This window comes from Actinophytocola gossypii (assembly GCF_025165815.1).
Lineage (GTDB): Bacteria > Actinomycetota > Actinomycetes > Mycobacteriales > Pseudonocardiaceae > Actinophytocola > Actinophytocola gossypii.
In genome coordinates this window covers 190,503-210,378 of sequence record NZ_JAFFZE010000014.1, presented here as the reverse complement: position 1 = coordinate 210,378, position 19,876 = coordinate 190,503, and the positions used below count along the sequence as shown (strand labels likewise).

20 protein-coding genes and 1 tRNA gene are annotated in these 19,876 nt (G+C 70.0%); 5 read left to right on the top strand and 16 right to left on the bottom strand.

Annotation, left to right across the window (positions count from 1 at the left end; translation table 11 throughout):
* From JT362_RS17435 to JT362_RS17380, 12 genes are all read right to left on the bottom strand, one after another.
* Entirely contained in the window at positions 1-1,614 is a 1,614-nt protein-coding gene (locus tag JT362_RS17435; RefSeq protein WP_260192274.1) for an FAD-dependent oxidoreductase, read from the bottom strand.
* A complete protein-coding gene (locus JT362_RS17430; protein ID WP_260192273.1) occupies positions 1,611-3,284 on the bottom strand; it encodes a glycoside hydrolase family 13 protein in 1,674 nt (557 codons plus the stop codon). The genes JT362_RS17435 and JT362_RS17430 overlap by 4 nt, the downstream gene beginning before the upstream one ends.
* Complete coding sequence (locus JT362_RS17425) at positions 3,281-5,137, bottom strand: glycosyl hydrolase family 28-related protein (RefSeq protein ID WP_260192272.1); 1,857 nt, start codon at positions 5,135-5,137, stop codon at positions 3,281-3,283. The genes JT362_RS17430 and JT362_RS17425 overlap by 4 nt, the downstream gene beginning before the upstream one ends.
* A 53-nt stretch (positions 5,138-5,190) precedes the next feature.
* Entirely contained in the window at positions 5,191-6,006 is an 816-nt protein-coding gene (locus tag JT362_RS17420; RefSeq protein ID WP_260192270.1) for an ATP-binding cassette domain-containing protein, read from the bottom strand.
* Positions 6,003-7,064 (bottom strand): ABC transporter ATP-binding protein, encoded by a 1,062-nt coding sequence (locus tag JT362_RS17415; RefSeq protein WP_260192269.1) that lies wholly within the window; start codon positions 7,062-7,064, stop codon positions 6,003-6,005. The genes JT362_RS17420 and JT362_RS17415 overlap by 4 nt, the downstream gene beginning before the upstream one ends.
* Entirely contained in the window at positions 7,057-8,562 is a 1,506-nt protein-coding gene (locus tag JT362_RS17410) for an ABC transporter substrate-binding protein (RefSeq protein WP_260192268.1), read from the bottom strand. The genes JT362_RS17415 and JT362_RS17410 overlap by 8 nt, the downstream gene beginning before the upstream one ends.
* A 34-nt stretch (positions 8,563-8,596) precedes the next feature.
* Positions 8,597-9,415 carry an ABC transporter permease gene (locus JT362_RS17405; RefSeq protein WP_260192267.1) on the bottom strand — a complete coding sequence of 273 codons (819 nt, stop codon included), beginning with the start codon at positions 9,413-9,415 and terminating at the stop codon, positions 8,597-8,599.
* Between the two features lie 62 nt (positions 9,416-9,477).
* Positions 9,478-10,407, bottom strand: a complete 930-nt coding sequence (locus tag JT362_RS17400) for an ABC transporter permease (RefSeq protein ID WP_260192266.1) — start codon at positions 10,405-10,407, stop codon at positions 9,478-9,480.
* A 19-nt stretch (positions 10,408-10,426) separates the two neighbouring features.
* A complete protein-coding gene (locus JT362_RS17395) occupies positions 10,427-10,753 on the bottom strand; it encodes a DUF6385 domain-containing protein (RefSeq protein ID WP_260192265.1) in 327 nt (108 codons plus the stop codon).
* Positions 10,754-10,798: 45 nt separating this feature from the next.
* Complete coding sequence (locus JT362_RS17390; protein WP_260192264.1) at positions 10,799-11,731, bottom strand: DUF6772 family protein; 933 nt, start codon at positions 11,729-11,731, stop codon at positions 10,799-10,801.
* A 28-nt stretch (positions 11,732-11,759) separates the two neighbouring features.
* Entirely contained in the window at positions 11,760-12,818 is a 1,059-nt protein-coding gene (locus JT362_RS17385; protein ID WP_260192263.1) for a LacI family DNA-binding transcriptional regulator, read from the bottom strand.
* A 125-nt stretch (positions 12,819-12,943) separates the two neighbouring features.
* A complete protein-coding gene (locus tag JT362_RS17380) occupies positions 12,944-13,408 on the bottom strand; it encodes a hypothetical protein (RefSeq protein WP_260192262.1) in 465 nt (154 codons plus the stop codon).
* A gap of 150 nt (positions 13,409-13,558) precedes the next feature.
* Here JT362_RS17380 and JT362_RS17375 point away from each other — a divergent pair, with 150 nt between their 5' ends.
* Both JT362_RS17375 and JT362_RS17370 read left to right on the top strand, forming a co-directional pair.
* A complete protein-coding gene (locus JT362_RS17375; protein WP_260192261.1) occupies positions 13,559-13,807 on the top strand; it encodes a hypothetical protein in 249 nt (82 codons plus the stop codon).
* A gap of 102 nt (positions 13,808-13,909) precedes the next feature.
* Positions 13,910-13,983 (top strand) — tRNA-Ile (locus JT362_RS17370).
* 641 nt (positions 13,984-14,624) lie between these two features.
* Here the strand turns inward: JT362_RS17370 and JT362_RS17365 are convergent.
* Positions 14,625-14,888: a DUF3040 domain-containing protein gene (locus JT362_RS17365; RefSeq protein WP_260192260.1), complete on the bottom strand. Its 264-nt coding sequence runs from the start codon at positions 14,886-14,888 to the stop codon at positions 14,625-14,627.
* A 690-nt stretch (positions 14,889-15,578) separates the two neighbouring features.
* On the opposite strand from JT362_RS17365, the gene JT362_RS35415 reads away from it, so the two are divergent.
* Complete coding sequence (locus JT362_RS35415; RefSeq protein WP_311202723.1) at positions 15,579-15,806, top strand: hypothetical protein; 228 nt, start codon at positions 15,579-15,581, stop codon at positions 15,804-15,806.
* Here JT362_RS35415 and JT362_RS17355 read toward each other — a convergent pair.
* Both JT362_RS17355 and JT362_RS17350 read right to left on the bottom strand, forming a co-directional pair.
* Positions 15,799-16,530, bottom strand: coding sequence for an ABC transporter permease (locus JT362_RS17355; protein ID WP_260192259.1), 732 nt, complete (start codon positions 16,528-16,530; stop codon positions 15,799-15,801). The two genes, JT362_RS35415 and JT362_RS17355, sit on opposite strands and share 8 nt — an antisense overlap.
* Positions 16,527-17,210: an ATP-binding cassette domain-containing protein gene (locus tag JT362_RS17350; RefSeq protein ID WP_375546515.1), complete on the bottom strand. Its 684-nt coding sequence runs from the start codon at positions 17,208-17,210 to the stop codon at positions 16,527-16,529. Before JT362_RS17350 ends, JT362_RS17355 begins: the two co-directional genes overlap by 4 nt.
* Before the next feature lie 110 nt (positions 17,211-17,320).
* Here JT362_RS17350 and JT362_RS17345 point away from each other — a divergent pair, with 110 nt between their 5' ends.
* Both JT362_RS17345 and JT362_RS17340 read left to right on the top strand, forming a co-directional pair.
* Positions 17,321-18,430: a sensor histidine kinase gene (locus JT362_RS17345; protein ID WP_260192258.1), complete on the top strand. Its 1,110-nt coding sequence runs from the start codon at positions 17,321-17,323 to the stop codon at positions 18,428-18,430.
* A complete protein-coding gene (locus JT362_RS17340; protein WP_260192257.1) occupies positions 18,427-19,080 on the top strand; it encodes a response regulator in 654 nt (217 codons plus the stop codon). The genes JT362_RS17345 and JT362_RS17340 overlap by 4 nt, the downstream gene beginning before the upstream one ends.
* On the opposite strand, the gene JT362_RS17335 is transcribed toward JT362_RS17340, so the two are convergent.
* The gene (locus JT362_RS17335) at positions 19,052-19,822 is read right to left on the bottom strand and encodes an IclR family transcriptional regulator (protein ID WP_260192256.1); all 771 of its coding nucleotides are present in this window, start codon (positions 19,820-19,822) and stop codon (positions 19,052-19,054) included. The genes JT362_RS17340 and JT362_RS17335 overlap by 29 nt on opposite strands.
* Between the last annotated feature and the right edge of the window lie 54 nt (positions 19,823-19,876).

Genomic DNA, 19,876 nt, shown 5'->3' with positions numbered 1-19,876 from the left:
TCAGTATCCCCGGATCTCGGGCCAGGCGAGCTCGAACCCGTCGGCGACCAGTTCGCTCTGGAACGACTCGAGCAGCCGGGAGTCGTCTCGGACCTGCTCCGGGGTGAGCGAGTTCGTGAGGCAGTGCGCCGCCAGCGCCCCCGCGGCCTCGCCGATGTTCCACTCGACCGGGTGCAGCCGGTAGCAGCCGTTGGTGATGTGGGTCGTACCGATGTTCTTGCCCGCCGCGAGGACGTTGCGCATCCGCACCGGCAGCAGCGCACCCAGCGGGATCTGGAACGGGCTGCTCGGCACGTCGAGGTAGTTGTCGCCGCCGGTGGAGGGGTGCAGGTCGATCCGGTACATCCCCACGCCAACCGAGTCCGGATACGTCACCGCGCCCGCGTCACCGCGTACCGTCATCGACAGGTCCTGCTCGACGATCGTGGTCCGTGCGCGGATCCGGCGGGACTCCCGGATGTAGGGCGCCATGGCCAGGCCGTCCTCGGTGCCCATCACGTCGGGGCGCAACCGCAGCCCCGGCCAGCCGGTACCGCCGTCGGGTCGCGGCGCCTCGGTCTGCAGCCAGTAGAGCATGCTGAACGAGAGCTGCCGGGCGCCCTCCAGGTGCTTGGCACGTTCGTCGTCGGTGACCCCGAGCAGCGGCCCGGGGAGGTAGTCGATCATCGGCCAGTTGACGACGGTGACGTCGCTGGCCGCGAATCCCGGCGCGTACTGCTCGCGGGCGAAGATGCGGCGGAACAGCCACAGGTCGATGTCGCCGCCCTCCTTGCTCTGGTCGGCGACGATCGGACCGGCCGCCGGATGCGGCACGAACGTCCGGGGGGTCGCCACCAGCGTCCTCGGGTGCGGCGCGTTGAGGCTGAGCATCCGGTCGGGCCAGTAGTCCGGCTGGTACTCGCGCCAGAAGCCGTAGGTGTCCGGGCGGTCGATGGTGAAGTCCGCGCCGTCGTGGTGCTCCACGGCGAACACCCACGAGAACGCCTGCTGGTTGAGCGGCTGTGCCTCGCTCGGCGCACTCGGCTCGCCGGTCTCGGCCCGCGACTCGAACCCGATCACGTGCTCGACACCCGCCAGCGGCAGCAGGTCACCGAGCTCGGTGGCGTCGAGGACGTACGGCGCCTCGATGGTCAGCTCCTCGCCGGAGCGGGACCGGACCGTCACGGCCGTGACCCGGTCGCCGTCGACGTGCGCGGCGACGGCACGGTGACCGGTCAGGGTTCGCAGCTTCCCGGCCGAGCGGTACGGCGCCAGCATTCCCTCCAGCACCGCGACGGCGACCCGTGGTTCGTGACAGAGGCGGCTCACCCGGCCCAACCCCGGGTTCAGATCCGGTTGCCGCCGCGCGGCCCCGGTCAGCGGGTACCACGTGCGGTAGTAGTCCCGCACGCCCTCCCGGAACGCCCGGTAGCCACGCGTGCAGCCGAACTGCTCGATCCACTTGTGCTCGTCCGGCGGGACGGCCTGGCTGGTGAGCTGGCCGCCGAGCCAGTCGTACTCCTCGGTCACGATCACCGACCGGCCACGACGCAACGCCGCGAGAGCCGCGGCGACACCGCCGACACCGCCCCCGACGATCAGAACGTCCGCGCTGGTCCCATGTTCATCCGTCACGTCGTACCGCTTCCCTCACTGGTGGGGTCGAGGTCCAGCCAGACCGCGCCGTCCGGCTGCACCGCACCCTCGCCATCGCTGTTGTCACTGGTGTCACTGGACAGGAGAACGCGGCCGCGAAGTGGGATCGGCACCGGTGCCGAACCGAAGTTGACCACGCAGCCGAAGCCGGGGGCGCGGGTGAACACCAGGACGTCGTCGTTCGGCGCGTCGCACCAGTGCACATCGCTCGTGCCACCCAACGCCGGGTGGGAGCGCCGAAGTGCCAACGCGGTCCGGTACAGCTCCAGGAACGACGAGTCGTCGCCGTCCTGGACCGACACCGCGTGGTTTCCCCACCCCTCGGGCTGCGGCAGCCAGGCCCCGTTGTCGCCGAATCCGTACGAGCCGCCGTCCTCGGTCCACGGCAACGGAACCCGGGCGCCGTCCCGGCCGGGGCGGCTGCCCCCGGACCGGAACCAGATGGGGTCCTGCCGTGCGTGCTCGGGTACGTCCGCGTCGGTCAGGCCGAGTTCCTCGCCCTGGTAGATGTACGCACTGCCGGGCAACGCGAGCGTCAGCAGTGCCGCTGCCCTGGCCCGGCGGCGGCCGAGGTGCTCGTCGACCGGACCGAGTTCCGGCGCGGACACTCCGGCGCGGCGACGGGTGTCGGCGCGGCCGTACCGGGTGGCGACCCGTTCGACGTCGTGGTTGGACAGCCCCCAGGTGGTGGGCGCCCCGACCGACGACGTGGCCGCGATCGACGTGTCGATGGCCCGGCGCAGGTCCGGCGCGGCCCACGCCGACTTCAGGTAGTGCAGGTTCAGCGTGGTGTGCAGCTCGTCGGGCCGGACGTACCGCGACAGCCGCTCCGCGTCGTCGAGCCAGGCCTCCGCGGCGAACATGCGCGGCGGATCGTAGGAGTCGGCGAGCTTGCGCCAGCTTCGGTAGATGTCGTGGACCTCGTCGCGGTCCCGGTGCGGGTGGTTCGGACGGGTCAGGTCGGCGAGGAACGCGCCGTCGGGATACCCGAGGTCCGGCAGCCCGGGTGCCTTGACCAGCGCGGTGGCCACGTCGATCCGGAACCCGTCGACACCGAGGTCGAACCAGAACCGCAGGATGTCCTCGAACTCCGACCGCACCTCCTCGCTGTCCCAGTTGAGATCGGGCTGCGCGGAGTCGAACAGGTGCAGGTACCACTCGCCGTCCTCGACCCGGGTCCAGGCCGGACCGCCGAACACGCTCAGCCAGTCGTTGGGCGGGCGCCGTCCCCCGTCCCGGCCGGTGCGGAAGTGGTAGCGGGCCCGTGCCGCTGATCCCGGCGGTGAACGCAGCGCCTCGGCGAACCACGGATGATCCGACGAGGTGTGGTTGGGGACGATGTCGAGAACGACCCGGATCCCAGCCGCGTGACACTCCTCGATCAGCTCCCGGCCCCCGGCCACGTCCCCGTACCGGGGATGGATGGCGCGGTAGTCGGAGACGTCGTAGCCCGCGTCGCGCAGCGGTGACCGGAACCACGGCGTGATCCAGATGGCGTCGACTCCGAGCCGGGACAGGTAGCCGATCCTGCCGCGCAACCCGGCGATGTCGCCGATGCCGTCGCCGTTGCCGTCGGCGAACGACTGGATGTAGAGCTGATAGATCACCGCGTCCCGCCACCACGGGGCCGAGGTCACGTCCGCACTCATGCGATCGAGTTGCTCAGGGGCACGCGGCGCCACGACGTGCCGTCGGACATGGCCAGGCATGGCTTGCCGTCGTGACCGTCCTCGACGCTGATGAGCGTGCCCCGCGCGTCGGCTGCCGGGGGCAGGTCTCCCGCCTTGTACGGACGCAGCCGGGTGGCGTGGGCGAACACCGTCCGGATGCTCGCGTCCGCGCTGCCGATGTCCCGGGTGTTGTCCGTCGGCGGGACGAGTCCGGTGACGCTGGCCTGGAACGCGACCACCTCGTTCGTGGAGTTCGTGGCGCACAGGAGGTTGGTGGCCGCCGAGCCGGACGCGTTCACGGCGACCACCTCCACGCCGCCCTTGACCCCGGGGCCCGACCCGTCCGGCAGCGCGCTCTGGACGAGGTAGCCGCCGTAGCTGTTGCCCGCGGTGACACCTTCCGTGGCCGTGCTGTGCACGCGCATCGCGGCGTTCTTCGCCGCGGCCAGCTCGACCCTCGTGAACCGGCCCGGCTCGGACTCGACGAACGAGTCGGCACTGATCGTTCCCGCGTCGACCAGACCGTCCTGCTCGAACACGTTGCCGACCACGTTGGACGCCCGCAGCGCGCCGGTGACCCGGATCGGCAGTCCGGACGGGCGCCGGTTGGCCGAGATGACGTTGCCGAGGATCGCGAACCGGGTGGCGTCGTCGTGCGCGATGACGGCGCCGTGGACGGTCGAGTTGCTCAGGTTCCAGTTGTCGAACGAGTTGTCCGTGATGGTGATCTTCTCGGCGGACTGCTCGAACCCGATCGCGGAGCCGCGGATCCAGTTGAACGAGTTCGCCGAGATCGTGACGTTCTTCGCGGACACCCCGCTGGCGAAGAGGATCGCGTAGCGGGGCGGCTCCCACGCGCCCGGCGTGGTGTCGAACCCGCCGATCACGTTGCCGCTGATGGTGAGGTTGTGTCCGCCGGAGTCGACCTCGATGATCGCGTTCCCGGTGCCGTTCTCGATCACGTTGCCGCTGATGGTCGAGTTGGTGAGGCTGCCCTTGAACAGCCTGCGGCCGATGTCGAGCAGGTTGTTGCTGATCACCGCACCGCGGAAGTCGGCGTCGGGGGCGCCGTGGAACACGATCGCGTCGAAGTTCGAGTGGAAGTGGTTGTCGGTGATCAGCCACTTGCGCAGGCCGTAGGGCGGGAGGTGGACCGGACCGCTTCCCGGCTGGGTCCCTTCCGTGGGCCAGGAGATGTCGACGCCCGTGGTGCAGACGGCGACCTTGTTCTTCGTGAACAGGAACCCGCGGCCCACGCTCACGACCGCGCGGTTGAAGCGCAGGAACGAGGTTTCGACGATCGTGATGTCGGTGTCGTCGGTGTTCGCGGTCCGCTCGACGTGGATGCCGACGTTGTTCGACGTCTTCCTCGGTGCGTCGAAGGCCATGCCGTGGATTCCGCCGAGCGACGCCTGCCACCGGATGCCGATACCGTCGTGGTGGAAGCGGATCTTCGACGGCTCCTCACCGAACATGCCGTATCCGCGCATCACGAACCGGTTCAGGTTCGAGTCGGGGAACTCGTACTCGTTGTCCGGAACCACGAGGGTCGACGTGACCTTGTACAGCCCGGGCGGGAACACCACGATCTTGTTCCGCTGCGGACCGGCCGCGTCGATAGCGGCCTGGATCGCCGCGGTGTCGTCGGCCTCTCCGTCGGCGACCGCGCCGAACTGCTGGGGCGTGAGGACGGGAGTGCCGTCGTCGTTGACCAGACTCGGTGGTGCCGATTCGGCCTGTGCCGAGCCACCGAGTGCGAGCCCGCCGACCCCCGCGACCCCCGCGCCCGCCGCCGTACGGATCATCGCGCGCCTGTTGAGTCGATCGGTCATGTGTCCTTCTCCTTGCGGTCTGGTCTGTCTGCGGACGAGGACGTGCCGTGAAGTCAGCCGCTCACGTCGAGGTCGACGGCGGCGGCGAGAAGTTCCTTGGTGTAGTCGTGTCGTGGTGCGGAGAACAGCGTCTGCGCGTCGGCGTTCTCGACCAGTTCGCCCCGGCGCATGACCGCGACGCGGTCGGCGACCTGACGGACGACGCCGAGGTCGTGGGTGATGAAGAGCATCGAGAGCGAGCGCGCCTCGCGCACCCGCACCAGCAGTTGCAGCACCTGCGCCTGAACGGAGACGTCGAGGGCCGACACCGCCTCGTCGCAGATGAGCAACCGTGGCCGCAGGGCCAGCGCGCGAGCGATGCTCACCCGCTGGCACTGTCCGCCCGACAAGGCCGTCGGACGTTTCCCCGCGACGTCGGGATCGAGCCCGACCTGGGCCAGCAGGTCGACCACGGCCTCCCGTCGCCGCCGGGGGTCACGGCGCACGCCCTCCGGCGCGGCTTCGGGGTGTGCCCGCCAGGCTTCGACGATGGACGCCTCCGCCGACATGCGCGGGTTCAGCGCGGACCGGGGATCCTGGAAGATCATCGCGATGTTCCGCCGTGCCAACCGGTCACGCCGGTTCGACAGCGGCGCGCCGTCGAACTCGACCGCACCGCCCGACGGAGCCACCAGCCCCACGATCGCGCGGGCGATCGTGGACTTACCGGACCCCGACTCACCGACGAGCGCGACGGTCTCCTCCGGCGCGACGTCGAGACTCACGCCGCGTACCGCGGTGATCGACGACTGTCGACGAAAACCGCTGGTGCGGGGCCCGGGATAGGTCACGGTGAGATCCGCGACCCGCAGGCCGGTGGCGGCCGTCATCGCAGCTCCTCGGCGACTGTGTCCGGTGTTCGCTGCGCGAGCTCCGCGAAGTGGCACGCACTGACCCGTCCCGGCGCGATCTCCCGCAACTCCGGCACCTCCGTCCGGCATCGGTCCTCCGCGCGGGGACAGCGCGGGTGGAACGGGCAGCCGGCCGGCCGGTCGAACGGGTTCGCCGGGCTGCCCGGCAACGGGTCGGCGATCGCCGACCTGACCCGCACCGACGGCACACTGCGCACCAGAGCGTCGGTGTAGGGGTGCAGCGGCCGGTTGAGCACCGCTTTCGCCGGGCCGCGCTCGCAGACCCGGCCCGCGTACATGACCACGAGGTCGTCGGCCACGTGCGACATCACCCGCAGGTCGTGGCTGACCAGCAGCATGGACAGGTTGTCCTCGTCGCGGAGGCGGCCGAGCAGGTCGAGGATCCTGGCCTGCACGGTGACGTCCAGCGCGGTCGTCGGTTCGTCGGCAAGAACGAACCTCGGCCGGCCGGCCAGCGCCAGGGCGATCATCGCGCGTTGCCGCATCCCGCCGGAGAACTCGTGCGGGTAGGCGCCCACCCGACCGGCCGCGTCCGGAATTCCGACGTGGTCGAGCAGGTCGGCCGCCCGCTCCCGCGCCTGGCGCCGGGACAGACCCCGGCTCCGCAGGATCTCACCGACCTGGTCACCGATGGTCATGGTCGGGTTGAGCGCGGTCGACGGGTCCTGGAACACGACCGAGATCTCCGCGCCCCGGATCTGCCGGATCCGCGCCCGGCCGGCCGTGAGCAGGTTCTCCTCGCCCAGGAGCACCTGCCCGGTCGCCACACCGGTGTCGGGTATCAGGCCGACCAACGCCATCGCCGTGAGCGACTTCCCGCTCCCGGACTCGCCGATCAGGCCGGTCGTGCGCCCTTCGACCATGTCGAAGGAGACACCGTCGACGACGTCGGCCATGCCCCGGGGGCCGGGCAGCGCGATCGTCAGGTCCCGGACCCGGAGAGTCCCGGCGGACCCTTGCCTGGCCCGCTCCGGCATCACGGCCGTGCTGGTCGATGCGGGGAGCCTGTCACTCATCAACCGAAACCGTGTCGAATCGCGGCAGCCCCTCGACGTCCGGTTCGAAGCCGGACACCGACGCACGGGTGGCGAAGAGGTTCTTGACGAACATGGGGTACATGCCCACCGCCTCGTTCCAGATCAGCTCGGTCGCGTCGGCGTAGGCCGCCTGCCGCTCGGCGGGGTCGACGGCGGTCCCGGCCAGCTTCAGCATCCGGTCCAGCTCCGGGTTGCAGTACCCGGTCCGCTCCGCGGCGCAGGTGTAGAGCCTGCCGAGGTTGTACGAGGCGTCCAGCCCGAGCGTGCCGACCTGCTGGATGTTGATGTCCCAGTTCAGGGACAACAGGTCCTCGGTGTAGACGGCCTGTTCCTTCTCCAGTGCCTCGGCCTTGACACCGATGGCCGCGAGGTCGGACACGACCGACTTCACCCACTGCCGGAACTGCGCCTGCGAGAAGTGGAAGCGCAACGTCGTGTCGAAGTCGAAGCCCGCGTCGACGAGGGCCTGCTTCGCCGCGTCGGGGTCGTAGGTCACGGGCTCCTGCGGCGCGTAGCCGAACACCGTGGGAGCGATGACCGAGTCGGCCGGCTCACCGCTTTCCGGGTAGAGCGCCTTGATCTTCTTGTCGAAGTCGACCGCCTGCCACAGTGCGCGCCGCACCTCGGCCTTCGCCAACGCGGGCGTCGACGCGTTCATCCACATGGTGGTGACCGCCGAACCGGTGGCGGACACGACCTGGACCTCGGTGTTGCCGTTCAGCTGCGTCACCTGGTCGTCGGAGATGCCCCAGATGATGTCGAGCTCCCCGGTTTCCAGGGCGGTGACGCGCGCGGCGACCTCGGGGATGGACCGGATGGTGACCCGGTCGAGTGTCGGCTTTTCTCCCCAGTACCTGTCGTTGGGGACCATCACGAGGTCGCCGCCAGGGGTGAACGACTCCACCGTGAACGGACCGGAGGTCACCGGCTTGTCCAGGTAGCTGTCCTCGGTGGCTTCGGCCGGGGTGATCATGACCCCGGTCAGCTTGGCCAGCAGCGCCGGGTCGGGTGCGGCCGGGGTGAAGGTCACCGTGTCGTCGGTCGCCTGCACGCCGACGTCGACGAAGTTCGCCGAGAACGGGCTGTCGGCCGCCACCGTGCGCTCGAACGACGCGGCCACGTCCTGGCCGGTGATCGGGGAGCCGTCGGAGAAGGTGATCCCGTCGCGCAACGTGAAGGTGAACTCCGTCGCGGTGTCGTTGATCTCCCAGCTCTCCGCGGCCTTGCCGTCGAACTCGCCAGGGCCGACCGTTTCCAGCAACGGGCTGTACAACTGGAGTGACGCGACCCGGGTACCGCCGTCGATGGCCAACGCTCCGTTCGGATCGATGGACTCGGTGGGGAACTGACCGGCGACGGCTATCTCCCCGCCGCCGGTGGCGCCACCGCCGTCGGCGGAACCGGCGCCACATGCCGTGGTCGCGAACAAACCTAGGAGTGCGGTCACCGCGATCGCGGTGTGCCGTCGAGATCTCATTGCCTCGCTCCTCACTGAGCTGTGCTCGGGTTCGTTATTGCTGCCGGCCGAAGTGGCGGGTGAGCCGGTCTCCGGTGAAGCCGACGCAGATGACGAGCACCGCGAGGGCTGTTCCGGGAATGGCGGCGATCCACCAGGCACTGGCGAGATATTCCTTTCCTGAGGCGATCGTCTGTCCCCAGGAAACCGATGCCGACGGAAGGCCGAGCCCGAGGAAACTCAGGGCGGCCTCGGCCAGGATGGCGCCCGCGAACTCGATGGTCGCGAGTGCCAGCGTCGGCCCGGCGATGAACGGCAGGATGTGCCGCGCGATGATGCGCCCGCGCCGGACTCCCATCACCGTCGCCGACTTGACCCAGTCACGCTCCCGCAGGGTCATGGCCATCGAACGCGAGAGGCGCGCGAAGCCGATCCAGTTGGTGACGCTGAGCGCGATGACCACGATCGCGAGGCTTCGGTCGAACACCCCCGCGATGACGATGGCGAGCAGGATGCCGGGGAAGGCGAGCAGCACATCGATGACGCGCGACGCGAGGAGATCGGTCGTGCCTCCCCGATATCCGGCGACGGTGCCGACCGTGATGCCGACCAGGCCGCTGAACAGCACGACGAGCGTGCCGATGAGCACGGACGTGCGAGCGCCGTACAGGACCTGACCGAACAGATCCCGGCCGAGCGCGTCGGTGCCGAACACGGCCGTGCCGCCGTCGCTCGTGACCGAGCCGGGGGCGAGCAGGCGGTCGGCGAGGTCCCCGCCCACCGGGGAGTAGTCGACGAACAGCGGCCCGAGTACCGCGGCCACCACGTACAGACCGAAGATCCCGATCGGGATGGCGCCGACGACCCGGCGCACCCTGCTCCGCCCGGTCCGCACCGGCACCGGCACCGTGGCGTCGTGTACCAGCCCCATCGCCGTCATGACGTGACCCCCGCACGGATCCGTGGGTCCAGCCGGGCGTTGAGGACGTCGGCGAGCAGGTTCATCGTCACCACGACGATGGCGAACAACACGGTCGCGCCCTGGACGATGGCGTAGTCGCGGTTGCCGACCGCGCTGACCAGCAGCGAGCCGACCCCTTCCCACGCGAAGACCTGCTCGACGATGACCGCGCCGCCCATCAGGGTGCCGATGTGCAGGGACACCATGGTCACCACGGGGATCACCGAGTTGCGGATGGCGTGCCGGCTCAGCACGGCGCGCTCGGACAGTCCCTTGGACCGTGCGGTCTGGATGTAGGGCTCGGCGGTGACCTCCGCGACGCTGCTGCGGGTGATCCGCGCGATCAGAGCGGCGAACGGGATCGCCAGGGTGACCGCGGGCAGCACCAGATGCTCGAGGTCGCCGGATCCCGCGCTCGGCAGGAGTCGCAGGGTCAACGCCATGAGCAGGATCAGCATGATGCCCGACCAGAACGGCGGGATGGCCTGCATGACCAGCGTGATGCCGGAGATCACGCGATCGGCGAGTCGTCCCGGCGAGCGGCCGGCCAGGATGCCCAGGATCAGGCCGACCGTCAACGCCAGCGCGGTCGCGGTGAGCGCGAGCACGACGGTGGCCGGGAACCGGTCGAGGATGATCGTCATCGCCGAGTCGCGGAACCGGTACGACTCACCGAAGTCACCGGTCATCGCACCGCCCAGGTAGTCCAGGTACTGGGTGAACATCGGCCGATCGAGGCCGAGTTCCGTGCGCAACGCGGCCACGTCGGCGGCGGTGGCTTCCGGTCCCAGTTGGACGGTGGCCTGGTCTCCTGGCGCGAGCCGGAGGATCACGAACGTGAGGCTGACCGCGCCCCACACGGTGAACAACATGAGGCCGAGTCGACGCACGAGTTGGGGAAGCATCGGTCCGCCCTCCTTCCGGTCATCCCTTCAGGGCGAGGTGCACCAGCACCTTCGCCGGCTGTTCCTCGGTCGCTCCGGTGATGACCAGACGCAGCCATCCGCCGAAGTTCACCAGGTCGATGGCGGCGATCTCGTCCTCCGCCGACATCACGCTGGGGACACCTCGGTCGACCCAGTGCAGTCCGTCCGGGGAGATCTGCGCCTGAACGGTCAACTCCGGGTGCGTTCCCTCCAACTGGACGAAGAAGACCGCTTCGCCGGCCCAACCGGCCTCGAACGGGTGCGTGGCGTGCGCCGCCCTGATCTCGAGCCGACGTTCGATTACCGAGGTGGAAAATGTGAGCACGAAGCAGCCCTTCTCAGCCGACGTTTGTCAGTGGTGCTGGTGGTCTCAGTCCGTGGAGTACACAACGGAGTCGAGGAAGAGGTTCACGCTTCGATTCGTGTCCGTCTCGACGAAGAAGATGGGGTTGATCAGGTTGGTGATGCTCTTGTAGGGCTCGGACAACGTCGGCGTCAGACCGCGCAGGTCGAAGGTCCGGTCCATGCTCTGCAGTTCGACGTACTCGCGCCGCCGGTAGTCGACCAGTAGCCGGAGGTACAACCAGTTGATCTTGTCGGGGCTCTCGTTGTAGAGCAGGTCCTGCTCACCGTCGGGAACCCATTGGAAGGCGTCCGCCGAACCGTCGGGAAAGCGACGCCCGTACCAGAGGTTGTCGATTCCCGGTCGCTGCCAGCCGTCCTCGCGGCCGTAGCACCAGTCCTTCTTCGTCACCCCGTCGGCGACCTTCCAGTACTGCCACTTCTTGGTGAGCTGCCCGTTCACCGAGTTCACGTAGCGCACCCCGGGCATCCAGCGGTATTCGGAATCCTGCAGGTCGAAGTAGAACCCGAACGCGCGCATGTCCTCTTCGCCGAACCCCAGCCGGTCCTGCTGCGGGGTGTAGGCGTACCACGTCTCCATCTGGATGTACCGCATGGTGGGGTCGAAGTTCGAGAGCCGCTTGAGGGCGACGCCCATGCTTCCGTTCGCCGGTTTCTCCTCGTAGCGGTTGGCGACCGGTTTGGTGTTCAGCTTGAGCGAGTACGTGCCTTCCATGGATCCGTGGGTGGCCGCGAACCGCATCGGCGCCGCGCTGATCATCGTCGGTGCCCAACTCGCCAGGTCCACTTCGGACGGATGGTGCCGGTAGTCGTCGTTGACGAAGTTCGGCGTCAGGTCCAGCCAACCGTTGTAGCCGTGGTCGAAGTCGTCGTACGTCACGATCTTGCGCAACGGATTGAACTTCTCCAGGCCGCGCTCGTAGGAAATGACCCGTTGCATTCGTGCCTCCGTTGGTGATGGTTCTCGGTCAGGACTGTTCGGGAACTTCCGCCACCGAGTCGCCGAGGACCTGAGTGCAGTCCAGGTACAGCTGCCGCGCGTTCGCGTTGTCGTCCAGCAGTTCCAGGAGGATCCGGACCGCTTCCCGGCCCATCTGCTCACGAGGAAGGGTGAACCGGGTCCAGTCGCGCCGGGTCGCGTCCTGGAGCGGTGGATCACCGAGCACGGCCACCGAGACGTCCTGGGGGATCCGCACGCCCGCTTCGGCGGCCGCGCGCTCCAGAGCGACGATCGCGCCGTCGTCGTCGGTTGGCTCCACCAGCACCGCGGTGATCCCCGACGCCAGCCAGTCCCGCAGCTGGGTCGCCGTCAGGGCGGCCTTCTCGGCCAGGGCGAAGACGCGGACCTGGTCGTCCGGGATCCCGGCCGTCGCGAGGCCCTGCCGGAACCCGGCCTCGCGGTCGCGGGTCCATTCCGTGTCGTCGGTGACCTTCAGATAGGCCAGCCGCCGGTGCCCGAGCCGGGCCAGCGTCGTCACCATGTCGCTGGTGGCGCCAACGTAGTCGGCGGCCACGTACGACAACTCAACGCCGGGCACCTCGCGCCGCCCGACGAAGACGAACGGGAAGTCCTCCTTGACCAGTTCGGCCAGGTCTTCACGATGCAGGTGCCTGCCGAGCAGGACGCACCCGTCGGCCACCTTCAACCTGTTGACCCCACCGGCGTAGATCCGACGGTCGCCACCCGAGCCGGCCGAGCTGAACAGCAGCAGGTCGTACTCGTAGGCGGCGGTCGCCTCTTCCACTCCGAGCAGGAAGGGGAAGTAGAAGTCACGCTGGTTCACCGGGAAGACGGGCTCGAACGTGTAGAGGCCGAGCATGCGGTTGCGGCCGCCCTTGAGGCTGCGCGCCGCGGCGTTGACCGTGTACCCGAGTTCCGCGGCCGCCTCGAGCACCGCCTGCCGCGTGCTCTCCGCGACCTGGTTGCCCAGGGTGCCGCCGCTGATGACCAGCGAAACCGTCGCCTGGGACACCCCAGCGCGACGGGCTACGTCTACCTGGGTCGGGGACCGTCGTTGGCCTGCCATTGCCGTCCTTAATACGTAACGATGGGAGGTGATCGGGGACACTACGGCGCGATGTCGCGCGTCGTCAAGAGTCGGCCGCGCGGCTGTCGAGGCGCGCGGAAGGTCGGCCGGTTACGGGTTTTCGGCTACCGCTTCCTGAGGGCTTCCCCGGCGACGGCGAGCAGGTCGTCGCCGTTCAGGCCCTTCTTCGCGAACTCCCGGTGCCAGTGCAGGAGCCGCTCCAGCACGTCGGCGGCGTGTTCGTTGGACGCCAGCAGCGCGCTGATCTCGTCCTGGGTGTGCCACTGGACGTCCAGGCGGAACAGCGGCCGCTCGACGGGTTCGGGGATCGGCCCGCCCTCCAGGATTTCCCGGACTGTGCCGGCGTTCCAGCCGGGTAGGGCGCGGTGCAGCCGGTCGAGCACCCGCGGCCCGACACCCTTGTCGCCGGCCTCGATCTTCTCGAGACTGCGCAGTTTGATCTCGGACTCGGCCACGAACTGCGCACGGGTCTCGCACCCCAGGGCGCGCCGGGCGGCCTCGACGGCCTCTCCCAGGCGAGCGCGGGCTTGGTCGGAGTAGTCGCTGCTGTGCAGTCCACGGCGAGTCACGTTCCGCAGAATGCCGCAGAACGTGCTCGACGGCTACCCGGCGCCAGGCTGCTGGTCCACTGGGACACTGTTCGCAGAAATCCGCACACAGCCGCAGATACGCAGGTATCCCCGTTTGACAAGGCTCGCAGATGACCGCAGACTTTGCATATGCCAAAACTCGACCGGGATCGGATCCGGTTGTGGCTCGAGGAGCACAACTGGTCCGTCAGCCGGCTCGCCGAGGAGTGCAGTGCCCTGGGTGAGGACACCTTCCCGGAAGGCACCCTGCGCAACGCGGTCAACGGAATCGACCCGATGCGGCCGGGCCGGATCAGGGTCATCTGCCGCGTCACCGCCAAGTACGGCGACGGCATCCCGTACGCGCAACTGATCGCCACCGAACGGGACGGGGTCTGAGGCGGTGTACGAGTCCGTGCCCTGTAATCTTGTCCCGCGGACACATACCCGGTCCGTCCCGAGCTCTCCCGAGGTTCGAGCTCATCTCACGCGTGTGATTCCGGGGCGGTAGCTCAGTCGGTTAGAGCAGGGGACTCATAATCCCTTGGCCGTGGGTTCGAGCCCCACCCGCCCCACCGATCCAGTGTGCGATCTCGGTTGATACCTGTCGGCGTCGACATCGTGCGACTGGACCTGGCGTCACTGGACTCCGTGCGCGCGGCGGCCCGCGCACTCGGCGCGCGGTACGACCGATAGACCTGCTGGTCAACAACGCCCGCGTGACCGGCTTGACCGAGGACGGCTTCGACTCCAGTTCGGTGTCAACCACCTCGGCCATTTCGCCTTGACCGGACTGACCCCGACGACCTGGTTCCCGCCCGCACGTACGCCGCGTCGAAACTGGCCAACCTGCTGTTCACCCATGAACTCGGCCGGCGGCTGCGGGACACGGGAACGGCCGCGCCGGCCGCTCATCCCGGCGGGGCCAGTACCGAGATTGTCCGCTACTCCTCACCGTGGTTCCGGATTCCGAACCCGGCGATCGCCCGCGTTTTCGGGCGGATCCCGGCGATGGGCGCGCTGCCCACACTCCGCGCGGCCACCGATCCCCTGGCTCGGAGCGGGGAGTACTACGGCCCCGGCGGACTGTTCGAGGTCCGCGGCTATCCGGAACGCGTGGCCGCCAGCGACCGGGCACAGGACGCGGACTTGCAACGACGCCTGTGCGAGGCGTCCCAACGGCTCACCGGAGTCTTTCCGGTATGACGTGCCCCGCCTACGACTTTCGAGCGACCAGGTGCAGGCACACGCCGACGGAGATCAGGAGCGTTCCCAGTACGACCAGCACGCCGACGGTGGCCAGGGCGCCGATCGCGAACGTGATGCCGCCGGCGAGGCCCACGGCGATCCGGGCCACCCGGTGCTGGTGGAGCTTCGCGGGTTCCTCGTGCGTCCGGAACATCCTGGCGAGCGCGGGATCGTCGCTCTCGAACCACTGCTCGATCGCTCTGAGGGAACGGTCCTCGTGATGACTGAGCATGGCGGCCTCCACAAGTCCGTGGCCGGGTCACGACTCCTGCCCGAGCCGGTCTACCTCGTGTACCCGAGTCGCGAGGCCGAAAACCTTCAATCCGATGGAACCCGGAGCACGCGGCGCACCAGGGCGCCGGTCCTCGCCTCGGATTCGGCGACCAGGTGCACCCCCGTGTCGACGTGCCGGGCGCCGGCAGGTTCTCGCTCTCACGTACACCGCGGGGACGAGTTCCAGCCGGCTGGTCGCGCGGCAGTAGGCGGCGGCGAGCAGTTCGGCCTTGCCGGTGAAGTGCGTGTACGCGCTGGAGCCGCGCTCGTGGAACAGTCGCGCGGCTTCGGCCAGGAGACGTTCCCGGCGGGGGAGCAGCTCCGACTCCTTCGGTTCGCTGCGTCGTCCGCCTCGTGCCGCCGGCAGGTCGGCGGTGAGCACGGCCCGGACGCAGTCGGCGGACGACGCGTTCCGCTTCCGGTCGGCCCGATGGGTCGACGGGCTCGCGACCACGCCGAGCGCGGCCGCCACGAGCACCGCACTGTCGCGGGTGGACAGTTCCGACCGGTTGGCGAGCAGCAGGTCCCCGCGACCGGCATCCGTACCTGACCGCGTTGCTGACGCTGGACGAGGAGGCGGCGCACGTCTGGACCACCGCCCGTGGGCTGCCCGCCTCGACGTTGCGGGAGCTGGCGGCGGACCCGGCGGGTGCGTGCGGAGCTGACCGCCGCCGTCGAGCGGGTGGCCGGAACAGGTGAAGGCGTTCCGCGTGCTCGACCGCGCCTGGGGCCCGGAGACCGGCGAGATGATGGTCCGGATCTCCGCGTCGTTCCTCGCGATCCCAGCCACGGCGTCGACCTCGACGACGACGAGCGTCTGGCCGCCGTGGCCCGGCAGTTCCTCGTGCCCATGCTGGAGCCGCCCGCGCTCACGTGACGTCGCGACGGGTGGTCGTCCGGGCCAGCGCGGCCAGAACGACCGTGTAGGCCAGGAACACGACGGCACCGGCCCACATCGGCAGCAGCTCGCCGGGAACCGGCAGCTCCGCGCGGGTCCAGCCGGTCGCCGCCCTGGCCGCGCCGGACGGGGCCCAGCGGCCGACCGCCGGCACCAGCATCACCAGGAACCACTCGGCGTAGAGCGTCCAGACCAGGGCGACCGCGACCGCCGCGGTCTGGTTGCGCACCAGCGCCGCCACCGAGGCGCCGAACACGCACCACAGCCCCGTTCCCCCGATCGTGCCGAGCAGCGCGAGCGGCACCCCTGGCGCGAACAGCGGGCCGTCCTCCATGGACAGCAGGATCAGCGCCAGCGGCACCGTCACCGCGGCCGCGAGGACCCCGATCGCCAGCCCCACCACGCCGCAGGCGAGCAGCTTCGCCGTGATCACCCGACTCCGGCGCGGAGTGACCAGGAACGCCCACGTCATCGTCCGGTGCCGGTACTCGCCGGCGACCACCAGGATCCCGACGATCATCGCCACCACATAGCCCTGCCCGGCCATGCTGTACACCGACACGACGGCGACGTCGTACAGGACGACCTCCAGCGTGACGAACGCGGCGCAGCACACGCCGGCCAACGCCACCAGCAGCCACGTGGACCTCGTCGCCACCACCTTGCGCAACTCGGCGGTGACCAGTGCGCTGAGCTTGTTCACCGGGAGCTCCTGATGGCGGTGAGGTACTCGTCCTCCAGGTCGGGGCCGGCCGGCAGCTCGGCCACCAGCCGGCCCTCGCTGACGACCAGCACGTCGTCGGCCATCAGCGACAGCTCGGTCAGCGTGTGGCTGGACACCAGCACGGTCCGGCCGGTCGTGGCGTGGGCGCGCAGGTAGCCGCGCAGCCAGTGGATGCCCTCCGGGTCCAGTCCGTTCGCCGGCTCGTCGAGGACCAGTACCGCCGGGTCGCCGAGCAGCGCCGACGCCAGCGCGAGCCGCTGGCGCATGCCGAGCGAGTAGCCGCCGACGCGCCGGTCCGCGGCCGCGAGCAGGTCGACCTCCGTGAGCACCTCCCCGACCCGCCGGTCCGGGATCCCCGCCGCGAGGCACAGCGTTTCCAGGTGCAGGCGGCCCGTGCGCCCCGGGTGGAACGCGGTCGACTCGAGGACCGCGCCCACTTTCGTCACCGGGGACTCCAGGTCGGTGTACCGGGTGCCGCCGATGAGCGCGGTGCCGGCGTCGGGCCGCACCAGGCCGAGGATCATCCGTAGCGTGGTCGTCTTCCCGGCTCCGTTCGGGCCGAGGAAACCCGTCACCGTCCCTGGCGCGACCTCGAAGGTGAGGTCGTGCACCGCGCGCACGCTGCCGAACGACTTGCTCAACGCCGTCACCGAAATCATGGCTCCACGGTCGCGCGGAACCGGCCCGCGGGTCTTGGGAGCGGGAGTGGAACCCGTGCCCACCCGTGGGTGGAGGCGCGGGTCCGACCAGCGAGGTACGGTCGGAAACCATGGCAGGACCGGCACGACCGTGGTGGGCCAGGCCCGTCCAGGTCCTGGTCGCCGGCTACTTCCTCTACGGGCTCGTCGGCGGCGTCGTGCCGGCGGCCCGCGACGGTGTGGTCGACGCGCTCGTCGTCGCCGTGATCTTCCTCGCCGGCATCGCGTGCTGGCTGGTCGTGCTGCGCTGGCGGCGGTGGCCGATCACGCTGCTCGTGGCCACGATGGTGCTCGGGCTGGCGGCGCACTGGCTGCAGGAGTTCTCCGGCTCGACCCTGCTGTTCGCCGTCACCTGGCTGGCGCCGTTCCGGGTGCGGCTGTGGCAGGCGCTCGTACTCACCCTGTTCGCCGCGGGTGGGTTCGTCCTCACCTCGCTCGCGATCGACCTGGTGCCGACCGCGATCATCGGCATCGGGGCGGCGCTCGGGTGGTCGGTGTACTTCGCCGCGATCCTCAACCACCTGGCCACCACCAAGCGGCAGACCGCGGCCGTCGCCGCGTCCAGGGCGGGGGAGGCGGTGCTCGCCGAGCGGCAGCGGATGGCCCGCGAGATCCACGACATCCTCGCGCATTCCCTTGCCGCGCAGGTGGTCCACCTCGAGGGCACCCGGATGCTGCTGGAGCGCGACGCCGACCGCGAACAGGTGCTGGACCGCGTGCGCCAGGCCGGCGACCTCGCCCGCGCCGGGCTGGAGGAGACCAAGCGGGCGGTCGCGGCGCTGCGCGGCGAGCAGCGGCCGATCGCCGGCGAGCTGGCCGGCCTGGTCGAGAAGTTCCGCGCCACGACGGGAAACCCGTGCACGCTCGCGGTGGACGGCGACCCGGAGGCGCTGGCCCCGGAGGTCCGGCTCGCGGTGGTGCGCACCGCGCAGGAGGCGCTCACCAACGTGCACAAGCACGCCCCGGACGCCTCGGTCACCATCCGCCTGTGCTGCCGCGACACCGGCTGCGAGCTGGACGTGCGGAACACCGGCGGCGACAACGCGGACGCCGTGCTCGGCGGCACGGGCAGCGGCTACGGTCTCGTCGGGATGCGGGAGCGCGCCGAGCTGATCGGCGGCACCCTCGACGCCGGCCCCGAGGGCTCGGGCTTCCGCGTGCTGCTCCGGATGCCGTCATGACCACGCGGGTGGTGGTCGTCGACGACCAGACGGTGGTGCGCGAGGGCCTGGAGCTGATCCTCGGCCTGCTGTCCGATGTGGAGGTCGTCGGCTCCGGTGTGGACGGGGAGGACGCGCTGCGGCTGGTGGCCCGGCACCGCCCGGACGTGGTGCTGATGGACCTGCGGATGCCGAGGATGGACGGGGTGGAGGCGACCAGGCGGGTCCGCGCCGGCTTCCCGGACACCCAGGTCGTCGTGCTCACCACCTACGCCGACGACGAGTCGGTGTTCGCCGCGCTGCGGGCCGGGGCGCGCGGGTACCTCACCAAGGACTCCCGCGGCGCCGAGATCGCCGAGGCCATCGCGACCGTCCGGCGCGGCGACGCGCACTTCGACCCGGCCGTGCAGCGCAGGCTGGTCGACGCCGTCTCGCCGGGGGAGCGGCGCCCCGACCACGGGCTGACCCCGCGCGAGACCGACGTACTGCGGCTGATCGCCGACGGCCGGTCCAACGCGGAGATCGCCGCGCACCTGCACATCACCCAGGCGACGGTGAAGACGCACATCAACAACCTGTTCGCCAAGGCGGGCCTGCGCGACCGGGCGCAGGCGGTCACCTTCGCGTTCCGCCAGGGTCTGGTCAGCCCAGATAACCCAGGCGGCGGCTGATCTCGTCGGCGCCGTGCATCAGCGCCGGGGCCTGCTCGTGCATCGTGGTCTCGGTCAGCCGGTACGCCGGGCCGGACGCGCTGACCGCGGCGAACACCTTGCCGTCGTGGCCGCGGATCGGGGCGGCGATGGCGTTCAGCCCGATCTCGTACTCCTCGGCGGCCACCGCGTAGCCGCGTTCGTGCACCGCGGAGAGGTGGTCGGTGAGTTGCCGGTGGGTGGTGACCGTGTGCTGGGTGAAACGTTCCATGCCGCGCGCCACCAGCTCGGCGCGCCGCTTCTCGCTGCGGTAGGCGAGCAGCACCTTGCCGCTGGAGGTGGCGTGCAGCGGGGTGAGCCGGCCGACCCAGTTGTGCGCGGTGACCGCCGACGGGCCGCGGACCTGGTCGAGGTTCACCGCGTAGTAGGCCTCGCCGACGGCGATGTTCACCGTCTCGCCGAGCTCGCGGGCGAGCCGTTCGCACACCGGTCGGCTGTGCCGGGTGACGTCCATGCCGCCGGACACCGCGCCGGCCAGCCGCACGATGCCGAAGCCGAGCCGGTACTTGCCCCGGTCCTCGGCCTGCTCCACCAACCCGCGTGTCTCCAACGCGTTGAGCAGCCGGAAGGCGGTCGACTTGTGCACCTCGATCTCGGTGGCCACCTCGCTGACCCCGGCCTCGCCCTGCCGCGCCAGGATCTCCAGCACGCTGATCGCGCGGTCCACCGACTGCACGCCGGTACCGGCATCCCTGTTGCTCATGGCGAAACTATATGCGCAGGGTCGAACGCTTGTCCGCGATTCGGCCGGGGGTTA